We start from the raw sequence: 15,072 nt of genomic DNA, 5'->3' as shown, positions 1-15,072 counted from the left end.
GCCCTCTCCCGGAGGGAGAGGGTTTCTATCAGCGACCGCTAACCCGCCTTCTTTCGGGCGGGGGCCTTTTTAGGCCGCGCCTTCCCCGCCGGTCCGCCCAGGCTCTTCTTCAAAGCTTCCATCAGGTCGACGATATTGGTGTCCTCGGGGGCCTCGACCTGGACCTTGCGGCCCTTGCCCTTGCGCTTTTCCTGGATCAGGGCGCGCAGGGCGTCCTCGTAGCGGTCGGTGAACTTTTCGGGATCGAACGGGCCTTCCTGCTGCTCGATGATCTTTCGGGCGATCTGGATCATGGCCGGATCGGCCTTGCGGTCGGGGATGGCGTCGAAATAGGCGGCCGCGTCGCGCACCTCGCGGCGGGAGCGCAGCGTCCAGGCGACCATGCCCTCGTCGCGCGGTTCGATGGCCAGCAGCCGTTCGCGCTGGTGCATGACCACGCGCCCGAGCGCCATCTGGTCGGCGCCGCTCATCGCCTCGCGGATCACCGTATAGGCCTCGGCCGCCAGCTTGCCGTCGGGAACCAGGAAATAGGGGCTGTCCCAGTACAGGCGGTCGATGTCGCGCGCGGCCACGAAGCGTTCGATGTCGATGGTGCGGGTGCTTTCCAGGCGGACGCTGTCGATCTCGTCCTGGGTGACCACGACATACTGGCCCTTCTCGATCTCGTAGCCCTTGACGATGTCGGAACGCTCGATCGGCCCAAGATCCGGGTCGGTCGGGACCATGCGGATGCGGTTGTGCGTCTCCTTGTGCAGCATGTTGAAGTGCACGTCGCCGCCCGAGTCCGTGGCGGTGTAGAGCGCGACCGGACAGGTCACGAGCGACAGGCGCAGGTGGCCCTGCCAGGTGGGACGGCCGGCGGCCATGGGCGTTTCTCCGTTCGAGACGAGTCAACGGGGCGTGGGGAGGGGCGTTCCCGGATGCGCCCCCTCCGTCACGCGACATGCGTCGCGCGCCACCTCCCCCGTTTCTCGGGGGAGGAAGAATAGCGATTGGGGGCGTTAGGGGCGCTCCGGCGCGCCGCACGACGCCCGCGCCGCCTCCAGAAAACGGATCACCGCCAGTTCGAAGGCCCGGGCCGAGCGGCCGGGCTTCAGCGGCAGGACGCCCTGCTCGTAGGCCTCCAGCACCAGCGGGTGGATGTACGAGCCCCGGCAGACGGCGGCGGTGTTGCCCAGCAGGCCCGCGACCGCCTTCACGCAGGCCGAGACGTGGTGCCGGGCCTCCGTCGCGCTAGCGGCCTTCGGACGCTGGCACAGGGCCTGGGCGGCGGCCAGGGTGCCCGCCCAGGTGCGGAAGTCCTTGGCCGAGAAGCCCTCGCCGATGGCGGCGCGGATATAGGCGTTGACGTCGGCGCTCTCGACCGCCCGGCGCTGGCCGTTCTCGTCATGGTACTGGAAGAGCCGCTGGCCGGGGATATCCTGGCAGGCCTTGACGATGCGGGCCAGTCGCCGGTCGCGGAAGCCCGTCTGGTGGACCTTGCCGCTCTTGCCCTTGAACTGAAAGGTCCCGCCGACGCTGGACAGCCGGGCGTGCCGGTCGCGCAGGGTGGTCAGGCCGAAGCTCTTGTTGGCCTGGGCGTATTCCTCGTTGCCCACCCGGATCAGGGTCAGCTCCATCAGCCGCACGACGGCGGCGATGACCTTCTCGCGCGGCAGGCCCCGGCGGGCGAGGTCGGCCTCGACGCGGGCGCGCAAGCGGGGCAGGGCGCGGCCGAAGGCGATCATCCGGCCGAACTTCAGCCCGTCGCGATCGCGTCGCCAGGCGTCGTGATAGCGGTACTGCTTGCGGCCCTTCTGGTCGCGGCCGGTGGCCTGGATGTGGCCGTCGGCCGAGGGGCAGATCCACACGTCGGTCCAGGCGGGCGGGATCGCCAGGGCGCGGATGCGGTCCAGGGCGGCCGCGTCGCGCACCGCGCGGCCGTCGGGATCGTGATAGGCGAAGCCGTCCTTGTCCAACGACCGTCGGATCCCCGGGTCGTCGTCATTGACGTAGGTCAGATGGGGCGGCGCGCCGTCCGCCATGTCCCAGGGCATCTTCGTTTCCTCCCGCCGTGGCCTGCGCGGAACGGCGTGGACGGACGAAGGTTGCGGCGAGACCCTAATGCGGCCGGGCGCGGGCCAGGGCCTGGGCCAGGGTCTCCAGCGAGAACGGCTTGCTGATGAACGGCCAGTCGCCCGCCCGGGCGCGCCCCTGGTCGCCGCCGGTATAGCCCGAACACAGCACGACCGGCAGGCCGGGGCGCGTCGCGGCCAGTTGCTCGGCCAGGTCGACGCCGCTCTTGCCGCCGGGCATGATCACGTCGCTGAGCACCAGCTGGATCTCCCGGTCCTGCTCCAGCCGCGCCAGGGCCTCGTCGACGCCGCCGGCGCGGACGACCGCATGGCCCAGGTCGCGCAGCATGGCGTCGACCAGCTCGGCCACCTGAGGATCGTCCTCGACCAGCAGCACGCGCGAGGGCGTCTGGGCCTGGATGTGATCGACCTTGGGCAGGCGCTCGCGGACCGGGTCGCCGTCGACCACGGGCAGCATCAGGGCCACGACGGCGCCCTGGCCCGGCTTGCTCTCGATCTCGACCGAGCCGCCCGACTGCCGGGCGAAGCCATAGACCTGGGACAGGCCCAGGCCCGTGCCTTGGCCGGGACCCTTGGTGGTGAAGAACGGCTCGACGGCCCGGGCGATGGTGGCCGCGTCCATGCCCGATCCGGTGTCGCGCACGGCGATGCGCAGATATTGACCGGGCTCCAGGTCGCCCTTGCGCTTGGCCAGCGTGACCGGGCCGGACTCGACCGTCACCTCGCCGCCGGGCGGAGTGGCGTCGCGGGCGTTGACGACCAGGTTCAGCAGGGCGGCCTCGAACTGGCCGGCGTCGATCCTGGCGTTTCGCACGCCGGCGCCCAGGCGCATATGGAAGGTGTAGGCGTCGCCCAGGGCGCGTTTCAGCAGGCCCTCGCTTTCGGCGATCAGGCTGTCGACGCGGCAGACCTGCGGCTTCAGCGGCTGGCGACGGGCGAAGGCCAGCAGGTGCTGGGTCAGCTTCTCGCCGCGCTTGGCCGCCGCCAGGGCCGCGCCGATCATCCGCGCGCGCCGCCGCTCGTCGTCGGGATGGCGCTCGACCACGTCCAGGGCCCCGATGATCACGGTCAGCAGGTTGTTGAAGTCGTGGGCCACCCCGCCGGTCAGCTGGCCGATCGCCTCCAGCTTCTGGGACTGCGACAGCGCCGCCTGGGCGGCGTCGCGCTCGGCCACCGCCGCGGCGACCCGCTCCTCCAGCAGTTCGTTGATCCCCGTCAGCTTGGCCTCGGCCTGCTTGGCCTCGGTGGTGTCGAAGGCGATGCCGATGAAGCCGGCGAACGCGCCGGACGGGTCGAGGCGCGGCTGCGAAAACGACTTCAGCCACCGCCATTCGCCATCGGCGCGGCGGTAGCGGCATTCAAGGCTAAACGGCGCGCGCGAGGCCTCGCCCGCGAGCTGGGCCTTGAGGATCTCCGGCAGGTCGTCGGGGAAGATCCGCGTACGCCAATCCAGGGTCAGGGCGCTGTCGTAGTCGAGGCCGGCGAACTCGACATAGGCGCGGTTGACGAATTCGCGAACGCCGCCGGGGTGGGAAATCCACATCAGGGCGGGGGCGCTGTCGGCCAGATTTCGGAAGCGGGCCTCGCTTTCGCGCACCCGCTCCTCGGCGCGACGGCGGTTGGTGACGTCGAAGTTCAGCCCGATCATCCGGACCGCTCGGCCGTCTTCGTCGCGAACGACCTCGCCGCGGCCGTGCACCCAGCGCTCGCCCTGGCTGGCGTCGGACAGGCGGTACTCGATCTCGTAGTCTTCCCGCCGCTCGATCGCGCCCATCACGGCGGCGAAGGCGGCCTCGCGATCGTCGGGATGCACATAGCGCGGCAGGTCGTCCAGGCCGATTTCCGCATCGACGGGAATGGCCATGTTCTTGCGGGCGGCGGGCGAGAGATAGAGCTCGCCGGTCTCCAGGTCGTAGTCCCAGGGGCCGACCCCGGCGGCGGTCTGGGTGACCCGCAGCCGCGCCTCGGCCTCGGCCCGTCCCTCGCGGGCCAGGGCCAGGCCGCGCATCGCGCCGCGCAGCCCCTCGGCGACCGCGGTCACCATGATCCCGCAGACCAGATAGATGACCAGGGTGCTCAGTTCGTCCTCGTCGAGCGGCAGGCCGTCACGGCCGCCCCATAGCCACCAGCCGAACAGAGCGCCGCCAAGCAGAGGGACCAGGCCCCAGCGCCAGCCGGCGTACAGCGTCACCAGCATGACGGCCGGAAAGAATGGCTGGGTGGCGCCCACGCCGCCGTGCACGCCCAGCAGCGTGATCCGCATCATCATCGCCATGACGACGCCGATCGCGGCGGCGACGGCGCGCCGCCAGAGGGGCGGCGGAACCTGCGGGATCAGCCAGGCGCTAATCAGGCCGTAAAGGCGTCCTCGTTCTTTGGGAACCAAGGAAGGGGCCTCGTTGTTCTGCATCGTCGCTCCGGCAAGGCTGACTTGCCAAGGGCAGGGGCACGCTTACCTAAGATACGCAACGCGGGAGACCATGATGGCCGACACCTTGAACACGGGACTGACCGCCCAGCAACGCGCCGAGATCGCCGCTTCCCTGAGCAAGGTCCTGGCCGACAGCTACGCGCTGTATCTCAAGACCCACGGTTATCACTGGAACGTCCGGGGACCAAATTTCCAGTCGCTGCACGTCCTGTTGGAAGGACAGTACCAGGAGGAATGGGCCGCGCTCGACGATCTGGCCGAGCGCATTCGCGCCCTCGGCGAACTGGCCCCGCAGGGCTATTCGGCGTTCGGCAACCTTTCCAGCATAAAGGACGGCGATCCCGAGAAGGGCTGGGAAGAGATGCTGAAAGACCTGCTGACCGACAACGAGACGGTCATCCGCACCGCCCGCGAGGCCTTTCCCGTGGCCGATGACGCCGGCGACGAGGCCACCGCCGACCTGCTGACCCAGCGCCTGCAGGCCCACGAGAAACACGCCTGGATGCTGCGCGCCACCCTGGGGCTGAAATAGCCTGGACCCGGGGGTGAGATCGCTGATCCGCGCCCGACGCGGAAAGGCCGCCGCGACCGTGCTGGTCGTCGGCGGCCTTTCCGCGTGCGCGACGGCGACCTACTACGTGCCGGCCGGCAGCGGCCGCGAGGGCGGGCTGGTGCGCGTCACCGGCGGCTTCAGCGAGCGGGCGCTGAAGCACTACGTGGCCGATTTCGATCCGGCCATGCTGGCCCTGGCCCGACGCCACGACCCCCGGCCGCGTAAGGACTATTGGGGCCGCGTGCGGGGCTGGGAGGTGATCCGACTGAAGGACATTCCCCGCCTGGGCGACGTCCCGCCCGACTTCGACGACGCGCGGATCATCAACGCCCTGCGACCGGCCGTCGACGAAGGCCTGGAGCCCGCCAAGCCCTTCGTGCTGACCGGCGGCGCCGAGGCGCGGGCCAAGGCGCTGAACTGCCTGACCCAGGCGGTGTATTTCGAGGCCGGGTTCGAACCGCTGGAGGGCCAGCAGGCCATCGCCCAGACGGTGATCAACCGGGTTCGCCACCCTGGCTATCCCAAGTCGATCTGCGGGGTGGTCTACGAGGGCGCGGCGCGGGCCACCGGCTGCCAGTTCAGCTTCGCCTGCGACGGTTCCCTAGCCCGCACGCCGCCGCCGGTCCCGTGGGCCAACGCCCAGGCGGTGGCGCGGCGGGCGCTGTCCGGTTTCGTCTTCAAGCCGATCGGCATGGCCACCCACTACCACGCCGACTATGTGGCGCCGTACTGGGCCCCGACCCTGGTCAAGCTGAAGCAGTTCGGCCAGCACATCTTCTATCGCTGGACCGGGCCGTCCGGGACGCGGGCTGCCTTCACCGGTCGCTATTCCGGGAACGAGACGGTCTCGGCCGACATCCTGATGGCCGCCGACCCGCGCACCCTGGAGGCCGAACCGCCCGAGGCGCTGGCCGCCGACGTCAAGGCCGCCGGCGGGCTGCCGCCGGTCAACGCGCCGGCCTCGGTGCTGGGCGCCGTGCCGAACCTGCCCGACGCCAAGCTGGTGGCCATCCCCGACGCCAACGCCCCGAACGGCGAGCGCTATCAGATGCAGGGCACGGTCGCCGGACGCCGCGTGCCGACGCCGGACGAGATCGCCAAGATCAACAAGGCGCTGGAAAGCGTCGCGGGCGAGCCCGCGCCGCCCACGATCGCGGCCCCCGCCGCCCCGGCCGAGCCGCCGCCGCCGCCCAAGCCGAAGGCGCGGCCGCCGAGCTTGCTGAATCCGTTGAACCGGTAGGCCCAAGCGTCTCCTCCCCTCTTGGGGGAGGGGGACCGGCGAACGCCGGTGGAGGGGGGGAAGCGCCGACCCCGCTGAGTCATGACAAACCCCCTCCGGCTCGCCGCGCTTCGCGGCGATCCACCTCCCCCAAGAGGGGGAGGAGAGGCGCTCAGCCGTCTACCACACCCCGATCTTGCCCGCCTCGGCGTGGCTGATCGGGTGATGCGCGGCCTTGTGGTCTTCCTCGGCCAGGAAGCGCACGGCCTCCAGGGCGGCCATGCAGCCCATGCCGGCGGCCGTCACGGCCTGGCGATAGACGTCGTCGGTGACGTCGCCGGCCGCGTAGACGCCCTCGATCGCCGTCGAGGCCGTGCCCGGCTTGACCTTCAGATAGCCGCCAGGACCGGTCTCCAGCTGTCCGGCGAACACCTCCGACGACGGCGCGTGACCGATGGCGATGAACACGCCGTCGGCCTTCACCTCGGTGGTCTCGCCGGTCTTGACGTTCTTCAGGCGCGCGCCGGTGACGCCCATGGGCTCGGTCTGGCCGAGCACCTCGTCGATGACGCTGTCCCAGATCACCTCGACCTTCGGGTGGGCCAGCAGGCGCTCCTGCAGGATCTTCTCGGCCCGCAGCTCGTCCTTGCGGTGGACCAGGGTGACCTTGCTGGCGAAGCTGGTCAGGAACAGGGCCTCTTCCACGGCGGTGTTGCCGCCGCCGACCACGATGACGTCCTTGTTGCGATAGAAGAAGCCGTCGCAGGTGGCGCAGGCCGACACGCCGAAGCCCTGGAACCGGCTCTCGCTTTCCAGGCCCAGCCACTTGGCCTGGGCGCCGGTGGCGATGATGATCGTCTCGGCGATCCAGTCCTGGCCGCTGTCGGTCTTCACCGCGAACGGGCGCTTGGAAAGGTCGACGTGGGTGACGATGTCGCTGACGAATTCCGTGCCGACATGCTCGGCCTGGGCGCGCATCTGGTCCATCAGCCACGGGCCCTGGATCACGTCCGCGAAGCCCGGATAGTTCTCGACGTCGGTCGTGATGGTCAGCTGGCCGCCCGGCTGGATGCCGGCGATCAACACGGGCTTCAGCAGCGCGCGGGCGGCGTAGATGGCGGCGGTGTAGCCGGCGGGACCCGATCCGATGATCAGGCAGCGGGTCTGGCGGGGTGAGGGCGTGGACATGGCGGATATCTAGGCTCGATTCCGCCGTCGCGCCAGATTGCGACGACGCGGCGCGCTCAAGTCGTGGCAAAGCTCGGTGGACAGGACCCGTTTTCTGGCGTCAACTTCCCTTCAGTGGCGACAAAAGCCACGGGAGGAAGAACTCATGAAGCTCGGAGTCATGCTGGGCGTGGGTCTGGTCGCCCTGTTCGCGGGACTGGCCAATTTCTGGTTCGGCGACCTCAAGCTGGGCCTCGCGCTGATCGCGCTCTTCGCCGCCCTGGCCGGGTTTTCGGCCCTGGTCGGCAAGCGGGAATACCAGGAGCGGCTCAGCCGCAGGCCGCCGCTGCGCCACTACGAACCGCATCTGGAATAGGCCCGGAAAAGTCCGGAGATTGGCGAGATGACGCGGCTGGCTGATCGGCTGACCGTTTGGGGTCCTTGCATTTGGCTGGCGACGTGCGGCGGCCTTTTGGACTATTTTCGCCACTTCTGGGGACCGGGTGTCTTGGGCGGCGCCCTGATAGGGTTCTTCGTTGGGCGCGAACGCTGGAGGGCTCAGCGACGCGATCGAGCCCTAAGAGCCCGTCTGACCGATGGCCTGAACGGCTTGCCGCAGTATGGACCGTGGGACGAGAAGGGCGCGCCGGGCGTCGATTGACGGCTCGTCCACCTTTGGCGGGTTAAGCTGGCGGCAACCACGTTTCCGGGTGATCCGCCATGTCCGCCCCCTTCATCGAGATCGCCGGCCGCAAGATCGGCGTCGATCACCCGCCCTATGTGATCTGCGAGCTGTCGGGCAATCACAACGGCAGCCTCGACCGCTGCCTGGAGATGGTCGACGCGGCGGCCGACACCGGCTGCGACGCGATCAAGATCCAGACCTACACCGCCGACACCATCACCCTCGACGTCGACCGGCCCGAGTTCAAGATCCACGGCGGCCTATGGGACGGCCGCACCCTCTATGAGCTCTATCAGGAGGCCCAGACGCCGTTCGAGTGGCACGCCGCCATCTTCGCGCGCGCCCGCCAGCGCGGCGTGACCCTCTTTTCCAGCCCGTTCGACGAGACCGCCGTCGACCTGCTGCACGACCTGGGCGCCCCGGCCTTCAAGATCGCCTCGTTCGAGGCCGTCGACCTGCCGCTGATCAGGTACGCCGCGTCGAAGGGCAAGCCGCTGATCATCTCGACCGGCATGGCCAATCTGGAGGAGATGAGGACCGCCCGCGACACGGCCCTGGCGGCCGGCGCGCCGGGCGTTCTGCTGCTGCACTGCGTCTCCAGCTATCCGGCCACGTTCGCCGACGCGAACGTTCGCACCATCCCGGACATGGCCGCCCGCTTCGGCTGCCCGATCGGCCTGTCGGACCACACGCCGGGGACGGCGGCGGCGGTGGCGGCGGTGGCGGTCGGCGCCTGCTGCATCGAGAAGCACTTCACCCTGGCCCGCGCCGACGGCGGACCGGACGCCGCCTTCAGCCTGGAACCGGCCGAGTTCAAGGCCCTGGTGGCCGACACCAAGAACGCCTGGGCGGCGCTCGGCGTCGCGCACTACGACGTGCTGGGCGCCGAGCGGGCCAACCTGCAGTTCCGCCGCTCGCTCTATGTCGCCGCCGACGTCAAGGCCGGCCAGCCCCTGACCCGCGCCAACATCCGCTCGGTCCGCCCCGGCGCCGGCCTGCCGCCGGGCGAGCTGGACAAGGTCCTGGGCAAGCCAGCCACCCGCAACCTCGCCCGCGGCGAGCCGCTGGACTGGTCGATGGTGGGGTAGGGGGCGGAGGGGCTCGCCGGCCGAGTTGGACCTTTCCCATACACCGACCTCCCCGGCGAACGCCGGGGCCCAGATTCATCCGGGGCGGCTGGGGATGATGCGACGCCACGCGGCGCGCTTCGGACGGCGACCGGCGGGCTCGATCTGGATCCCGGCATTGGCTTCGCCGCACTGACGTGTCGCCGGGAAGGTCGGATTTATGGAAGAAGGCGAGAGACTGGGGGCGAGCCTGAGCGGACATTTGGGACTTGTAGCCGCTTCGCACTTTTCGTCTCTCCCTCAGCGAGGCTTGCGGACTTCCAAGCCACCTTGTATCCCGCGCGACGCTCGTCCATGAGTAGCAACGCCGCTGGGTATGTGTGTGATCAACGTGCTGACTAAAGCGACTGCGGGACTCCTGATCAGTCTTATCGTTTCGGGCGATGGCCACGCGGCAGACGATATGAAGCCACGCAAAGGGCCAAGGTTCAGCACCTTTCCCGCCTGCGCCTCGTCCGCCGTTACGACCACGTGTGAGCGCGCTCTTACGACAGAGAGGGCCGAAGCGATTGCGCAGTCCGCGCCCGCGCAGGCCATGAACTATGAATCGCACGGCGAGACGATCGACATAACGTTTAGGACGTCCGCCAAAGCGTTCGCCTTTGGTGAGGCCCCTTACCTCTGCTGCGATCTGCAAACCTACTTGAAGCCAGTCTCGGAGGGTCTGTGGGGCGTTTCGATCGACGCGCCGAAGTTGAACGCCGCGGTCCTGCAGCTTTCGATCGCTAATCTGCTAGGCGCTCCATCGCCTCATCGCGACTTTCGCGGTCCGGACGCCACGCACCCTCGCGTAACCTCTGAAGGGCCCGCCGTCGCCCTCGAACGCCGGACGATCAACAGTCGTCATCTGCAAGCTGCTCGCGACATCCACGTGTATCGAGGGCGGTTCTGTCAGCGCGGACTGGCGCGCTGCCAGGTCCTCTACCTGGCCGACGGCGCTAGCTACGCGCCTTTCCTCAACTACGTCCCGTCGCCGACCGCCCAGAAGAGACTGGATCATCTGGTGATCGTCGGAATCGATCCCCCGACAGACGACGATCAGTTTGGGGAGAAGCGTATGGGTGAGCTGCTTTTGGCGGCAGGGGACAGCGACAAATTCAATGCATTCGAGCGCTTCGTAACGGATGAGGTAATTCCTCTCGTCGAGCCGACGCCGGTATCGCGACGAGCGCGCTTCGTGGGAGGTTGGTCAAACGGCGGGGCTTGGGCCTTGTCGATGGCGCTCGCCCACAGTGAGTTGTTCTCCACCGCTCTCGTGTTCTCCAACGGCATTTGGAAACCGCCAAGCTACCCGGTCAAGGTGAAGGATCTGAAGATCAAATTCGGCGGGGGAACGCTGGAGCAGTCCTCAAAGAAGTTCGACGCTTACGCCCATCAGATCGCGCAGCTCGGCCCGTCGGTGGACGAACAATACGTCGTAGGCGGCCACAGCATCTCGACCTGGAACGCGCTTTTCTGGTGGGCAATTGCCCCTCCCGATACCGAACGGAACACGCGAAACTGACCTCCCTGGGATATTTTGCTGCTTATCTACGCTCCCCACCCCCTCCCGGAAATCCGGAACGTCCGCTTCCGCGTCCGCCTCACCCCTCGATCAGCCCCAGCCGTTTGCCGATCGCCTTGTCGAGGACGCGCTTAGGCAAGACTTCGGTCATCAGCACCTGCAGGGGCGAGCCGGTGACGACGTAGCGGACCTTGGGCTTGGGGGCGGTCAGGGCCGTGGCGATGGCCTGGCCGACGGCCTCGGGCGGCAGGCCCGACTTGCCCAGGGCCAGCATGAAGGCGCGCAGCCGGTCCAGGGCCGGGGCGTAGACGGTGTTGGCGTAGCGGCTGGTGTCGGTCTGGTCGGCCTTGTCCCAGATGGGCGTGGCCACCGCGCCGGGGGCCACGACGATGACGTCGACGCCGAACGGCAGCAGTTCGCGGCGCATGGCCTCCGATAGGCCCTCCAGCCCGAACTTGGTCGTGCAGTAGGGGCCCATGAACGGGTTGGCGTTGCGGCCGCCGACCGAGGAGATGTTGACGATGCGGCCGGGGTCGGCGATCCGCGCGCCGCCCGCGCCCAGCAGCGGCGCGAAGGCCTGGGTGGCGATCACCACCCCGGTCAGGTTGACCTCCAGCTGCTGGCGCCATTCGTCGATCGGCAGGTAGAGGATCGGCCCGGCGACCGCGACGCCGGCGTTGTTGACCAGGCCCGCCAGCGGCGCGCCGGCCAGGGCGGCCTCGACCTCGCGCGCGCCCGCCTGGACGGCCGCGGCGTCGGTGACGTCGAACAGCAGCGGGGTGAACGCCTCGCCGAACGCGGCCTTCAGCCGATCGGCGTCGGCGGCTTTGCGGACGCTGCCGAAGACGTGAAAGCCTTGATCGGTCAACACCTTGATCGCGCCCCAGCCGATCCCCGTCGACACGCCGGTGATCACCACGGACTTTTTCCGCGCCATATCTCGCCCTCCCGCTTTGGCTAGGAAGATGAGCGATCCGAACAGTGTTCGCTAGAGCTCTCGAATGACCTGGAGAAAGGCGTCCGCGACGCGGGGCGCGCCCAGGCCGTCGCAGACGGCGGCGCTGGCGGTCGACAGGGCCGCGCGGCGGTCGGGATCGGTCAGCAGGGCCGCGATCGCCGCGTCGAACGCCGGGGCGAAGTCGGGCGCGGCGACGTCCAGGCAGGGCGTCGCGCCGGCCGCCGCCAGGGCCGCCGCGGCCGGGGCCTGGTTGGCGGCCAGGACCAGGGTCAGGGTCGGCAGGGCCAGCACGCAGCGCTCCCAGGTCGTGGAGCCGCCGGCCCCGACGGCGAGGTCGGCGTCCAGCATCAGGCGCGGCATGTCCTGGGTGTCGATGTGCAGCGAAAGGCGCGGGTCCCGCGCGGCCAGGGCGCGCAGCTCCGGCAGGCTGGGCGCGCCGCCGCCCAGCACGACGTCGAGCGCGGCCTCGCCGACGCGGGGCAGCAGCCGCTCGACGACCCGGCCGGTGATCCCGCCGACATCGGTCAGGCCCAGCGAGACCAGGATCCGCCGCACGGGGGGCCGCTCGGCGCGTCGCGCCAGGGCCGCCGCGCGCAGGGCCGCGAAGGCCGGCCGCACCGGCGCGAAGCTGGGGCCCAGCAGCAGTCGCGCGCTCTCCGGGACCAGGCCGGCATAGTCGGCGGCGGCGCGCGTCGGTCCCGAGTCCAGCACCAGATCCGCCGCCAGCGGCCGGTCGGCTAGGTCGTCGATGACCAGGCTCGGCCGGCCTCGCGCGCGGGCGCGGTGGTCGGGCGCGGCCAGGCCGTAGTGGTCGAACACCAGGGCGTCGAAGCCGTCGTCGCTCTCGGTGCGGACCGCGTCGGGGGCGAAGGCGTCCAGCACGTGGCCGACCTCGGGCGTCGCCTTGAACGCGCAGGCCGCGCCGCGCGCTTCCAGGGCCTGGGCCAGGGTCAGGGACCGCATAACGTGCCCGCCGCCCACCGTGGGCCCGGCGGCGCAGATGAAGAGGAGTCTGGGTCTGGCTTGCCGGGTCATGCGCGTGGATCGCCGCTGTCGTCCTCGGGCCCGTCGGAGGCGGCCGAGACGATCCCGACGGAGGGTCGTCCGGCGATTGCCGCTAGAAGAATATGACGTCTAGAGCGTGGGTGTCCGCTCGCGCTGTTGTTGCTTCTTTTCGCGAGCATAGCCGCGCATGAAAAACCAGTGGATGGCGAAGGCGCCGCCGACCGCGAACCAGAGGATCAAGAAAAGCCGGACGAAAGGATCCATCTAGTCCTCCACGCGATAGAGAACGTAGTGCAGCGCGCCTTGCAGGGCAAGAAAGCTCACCATCGCCCCGTAGAACAGCCACGGATTGGCGTGGCCCGCCACCAAGGGTTGAAGAAACGCTCCGCCGAGGAAGGCCACGGACGAAGCGTTGCACGTCGACGCCAGGGCCTTGCGCTGTTCGTTGCGCGCGGCCTTGCCGGGCGGCGGATAGGTCGGCAGCTCAATCATGAGGCGAACATAACGCGAACATTCGCGCGCCGCGAAGCGCAAAAATCAGGCTTTCGCCTTGGTCGCGCGGGGCTTCCGGGGCTTCGGCGCGGGCGAGGTTTCGCCCGTCGTCTTGACCTTCTTCGCTCTTGGCTTGCGCTTGGGCTTCGGGGCCTCGGCCGCCGGCGCCTCGACCGGCGGTTCGGGAACCTCGACCCCGATCCGCCGCAGCACCTCGCGGGCCGCGCGGTCGGTCTCGTTGACGGGCGCGTAGGTCCAGCCGTGGAAGGCGCCGCCATAGGGCCGGGCCGCGCCCAGGCCTTCCAGCTCCTCGTGGAACAGGCGGAACTTCAGGCTCTGGCCGTCCATCTTCAGCACGAAGACCGGCTTGCCGGTCGAGGCCGCCTCCGTGGCCATATTGGTCGAGTCCTCGGTGACGAGGATGTAGTCGGCGGCGGCCAGGAACGCGAAATAGGGGTTCTGGCCCGGGTCCGCGCCCGCGCCGTCGGGCCAGATCAGGCCCGGCAGGTGGCGCAGCCGGGCGGCCATCAGGGCGCGGGCCGGCTCGGGCGTGCGCCGCGAGAAGGTCATCAGCAGCGCGCCGCCGTCCTGCTCCAGCGGGATCTGGATCGCGTGGGCGATCTGGGCCGCGCGTTCGCTGGAGAGGTCGAAGGCCTTGGACTTGCCGCCGACCAGCACCGCCACGCGCGGGCGGGGCAGGGGATCGATGAGGGCCTTGAAGGCCTGGTATTCGGTCGCCAGCCGCGCGGGCGTCACCCGGTGCGGCGAGCCGGTGATCGGGAAGACGTTGTCGCCGCTCAGGCGGTCGTGCCGGGGCGGAATGACCAGGTCGAACATCTGCGGCGGCACGCGCGGATCCTGGATCTGGACGACATAGGTCTTGCCGCCCGACCAGCGCCTGGCGCGGATCGACAGCGGCAGGGTGGCGCGGCCGGCGGCGATCCACAGGTCGGGCCAGTCCTCGCCCTTGCCGCGTGGTATGCCGCTGTCCGGCGTCATCCAGCGACGGGGCAGCAGGTTCAGCCACCAGGGCAGGCGGCCCGTGCGGCCCTTCCAGCCCACGCGCTTGACCGTGATCTCGCAGGAGACCAGGCGCGCGATCGCGTCCGACAGGCCCACGACCTGGGCCTCGATGCCGGCGCGGCCGTCGGACACGGCCCAAATCCGCAGGGGACGGTCCGCCGAGGGAAGCTTGCCAACCTGGGTCAAAGCGTCTTTCCGCAAACGAAACAAGGCCGCCCGACAGGCGACCTCGCTCCATTGAACCCTAATTCATGGCGTAGCTAGGGCGCGTCAGGTTTGAACGTGAGCGGCTGAACCGCTCGAACGCGCCCTAAACAGGCTCTGGGGCGGACCCTACAGCCACTCCACCTTGAGGATTTCGTAGGCCTTGACGCCGCCGGGCGTATTGACCTCGACCACCTCGCCGACTTCCTTGCCGATCATCGCGCGCGACAGCGGCGACGACAGCGAGATGCGGCCCGACTTCACGTCGGCTTCGTGGTCGCCCACGATCTGGTAGCGCGCCTCTTCCTCGGTGTCCTCGTCGACCACCGACACGGTGGCGCCGAACTTCACCTGCTTGCCCGACAGCTTCGACACGTCGATGACTTGCGCGCGAGCGATCTTGTCCTCGATCTCGGCGATCTGGCCTTCGATCCAGCCCTGACGCTCCTTGGCGGCATGGTACTCGGCGTTTTCCGACAGGTCGCCGTGCGAGCGGGCCTCGGCGATCGCGGCGATCACGGCCGGTCGTTCGACGGTCTTCAAACGCTTCAGTTCTTCGTCGAGGGTTTGATACCCCACGACGGTCATCGGCACTTTTTCCATTGCGGATTTTAGCTCGGACGCCTTGG

At 69.3% G+C, this 15,072-nt stretch carries 15 protein-coding genes and 1 pseudogene; 5 read left to right on the top strand and 11 right to left on the bottom strand.

Going from position 1 to position 15,072, the window contains the following annotated elements; all coding sequences use genetic code 11:
* Positions 1 to 38 precede the first annotated feature (38 nt).
* From ku to OR37_RS17025, 3 genes are all read right to left on the bottom strand, one after another.
* Positions 39 to 866: a non-homologous end joining protein Ku gene (gene ku, locus OR37_RS17035; protein ID WP_004622618.1), complete on the bottom strand. Its 828-nt coding sequence runs from the start codon at positions 864 to 866 to the stop codon at positions 39 to 41.
* Between the two features lie 135 nt (positions 867 to 1,001).
* Positions 1,002 to 2,036 (bottom strand): DNA topoisomerase IB, encoded by a 1,035-nt coding sequence (locus tag OR37_RS17030; protein ID WP_004622617.1) that lies wholly within the window; start codon positions 2,034 to 2,036, stop codon positions 1,002 to 1,004.
* Between the two features lie 64 nt (positions 2,037 to 2,100).
* Positions 2,101 to 4,485 (bottom strand): hybrid sensor histidine kinase/response regulator, encoded by a 2,385-nt coding sequence (locus OR37_RS17025; protein ID WP_004622614.1) that lies wholly within the window; start codon positions 4,483 to 4,485, stop codon positions 2,101 to 2,103.
* A 73-nt stretch (positions 4,486 to 4,558) separates the two neighbouring features.
* Here OR37_RS17025 and OR37_RS17020 point away from each other — a divergent pair, with 73 nt between their 5' ends.
* Both OR37_RS17020 and OR37_RS17015 read left to right on the top strand, forming a co-directional pair.
* Positions 4,559 to 5,038: a Dps family protein gene (locus OR37_RS17020; RefSeq protein WP_004622613.1), complete on the top strand. Its 480-nt coding sequence runs from the start codon at positions 4,559 to 4,561 to the stop codon at positions 5,036 to 5,038.
* 13 nt (positions 5,039 to 5,051) lie between these two features.
* The gene (locus OR37_RS17015) at positions 5,052 to 6,299 is read left to right on the top strand and encodes a cell wall hydrolase (protein WP_004622611.1); all 1,248 of its coding nucleotides are present in this window, start codon (positions 5,052 to 5,054) and stop codon (positions 6,297 to 6,299) included.
* A 159-nt stretch (positions 6,300 to 6,458) separates the two neighbouring features.
* Here OR37_RS17015 and trxB read toward each other — a convergent pair whose 3' ends face one another.
* Positions 6,459 to 7,466 (bottom strand): thioredoxin-disulfide reductase, encoded by a 1,008-nt coding sequence (gene trxB / locus OR37_RS17010; protein ID WP_004622608.1) that lies wholly within the window; start codon positions 7,464 to 7,466, stop codon positions 6,459 to 6,461.
* A 145-nt stretch (positions 7,467 to 7,611) separates the two neighbouring features.
* On the opposite strand from trxB, the gene OR37_RS17005 reads away from it, so the two are divergent.
* Both OR37_RS17005 and pseI read left to right on the top strand, forming a co-directional pair.
* Entirely contained in the window at positions 7,612 to 7,821 is a 210-nt protein-coding gene (locus tag OR37_RS17005; protein ID WP_004622605.1) for a hypothetical protein, read from the top strand.
* 344 nt (positions 7,822 to 8,165) lie between these two features.
* A complete protein-coding gene (gene pseI, locus OR37_RS17000; protein ID WP_004622602.1) occupies positions 8,166 to 9,218 on the top strand; it encodes a pseudaminic acid synthase in 1,053 nt (350 codons plus the stop codon).
* A gap of 44 nt (positions 9,219 to 9,262) precedes the next feature.
* Here the strand turns inward: pseI and OR37_RS22210 are convergent.
* Positions 9,263 to 9,415: pseudogene (locus tag OR37_RS22210) on the bottom strand (hypothetical protein); the annotation flags it as partial.
* A 164-nt stretch (positions 9,416 to 9,579) separates the two neighbouring features.
* On the opposite strand from OR37_RS22210, the gene OR37_RS16995 reads away from it, so the two are divergent.
* Positions 9,580 to 10,761, top strand: coding sequence for an alpha/beta hydrolase (locus OR37_RS16995; RefSeq protein WP_165570625.1), 1,182 nt, complete (start codon positions 9,580 to 9,582; stop codon positions 10,759 to 10,761).
* A 79-nt stretch (positions 10,762 to 10,840) separates the two neighbouring features.
* Here OR37_RS16995 and OR37_RS16990 read toward each other — a convergent pair whose 3' ends face one another.
* The 6 genes from OR37_RS16990 to greA form a co-directional block, all read right to left on the bottom strand.
* Entirely contained in the window at positions 10,841 to 11,698 is an 858-nt protein-coding gene (locus OR37_RS16990; RefSeq protein ID WP_004622598.1) for an SDR family NAD(P)-dependent oxidoreductase, read from the bottom strand.
* A gap of 51 nt (positions 11,699 to 11,749) precedes the next feature.
* Positions 11,750 to 12,754 carry a UDP-2,4-diacetamido-2,4,6-trideoxy-beta-L-altropyranose hydrolase gene (pseG, locus tag OR37_RS16985; RefSeq protein WP_035017624.1) on the bottom strand — a complete coding sequence of 335 codons (1,005 nt, stop codon included), beginning with the start codon at positions 12,752 to 12,754 and terminating at the stop codon, positions 11,750 to 11,752.
* Between the two features lie 99 nt (positions 12,755 to 12,853).
* Positions 12,854 to 12,988, bottom strand: coding sequence for a hypothetical protein (locus tag OR37_RS22355; RefSeq protein WP_004622593.1), 135 nt, complete (start codon positions 12,986 to 12,988; stop codon positions 12,854 to 12,856).
* Positions 12,989 to 13,216 carry a hypothetical protein gene (locus OR37_RS16980; RefSeq protein ID WP_004622592.1) on the bottom strand — a complete coding sequence of 76 codons (228 nt, stop codon included), beginning with the start codon at positions 13,214 to 13,216 and terminating at the stop codon, positions 12,989 to 12,991.
* Between the two features lie 45 nt (positions 13,217 to 13,261).
* On the bottom strand, positions 13,262 to 14,425 hold the full coding sequence (locus tag OR37_RS16975) for a mitochondrial fission ELM1 family protein (protein ID WP_004622591.1): 1,164 nt from the start codon (positions 14,423 to 14,425) through the stop codon (positions 13,262 to 13,264).
* A gap of 147 nt (positions 14,426 to 14,572) precedes the next feature.
* Positions 14,573 to 15,046, bottom strand: coding sequence for a transcription elongation factor GreA (gene greA / locus OR37_RS16970; protein ID WP_035017623.1), 474 nt, complete (start codon positions 15,044 to 15,046; stop codon positions 14,573 to 14,575).
* Between the last annotated feature and the right edge of the window lie 26 nt (positions 15,047 to 15,072).

Origin of the sequence: Caulobacter vibrioides OR37 (genome assembly GCF_000372645.1) — a bacterium.
GTDB classification, from domain to species: domain Bacteria; phylum Pseudomonadota; class Alphaproteobacteria; order Caulobacterales; family Caulobacteraceae; genus Caulobacter; species Caulobacter vibrioides_E.
Note: the sequence above shows the minus strand (reverse complement) of the source record. Positions and strands in the feature narration are given on the sequence as shown.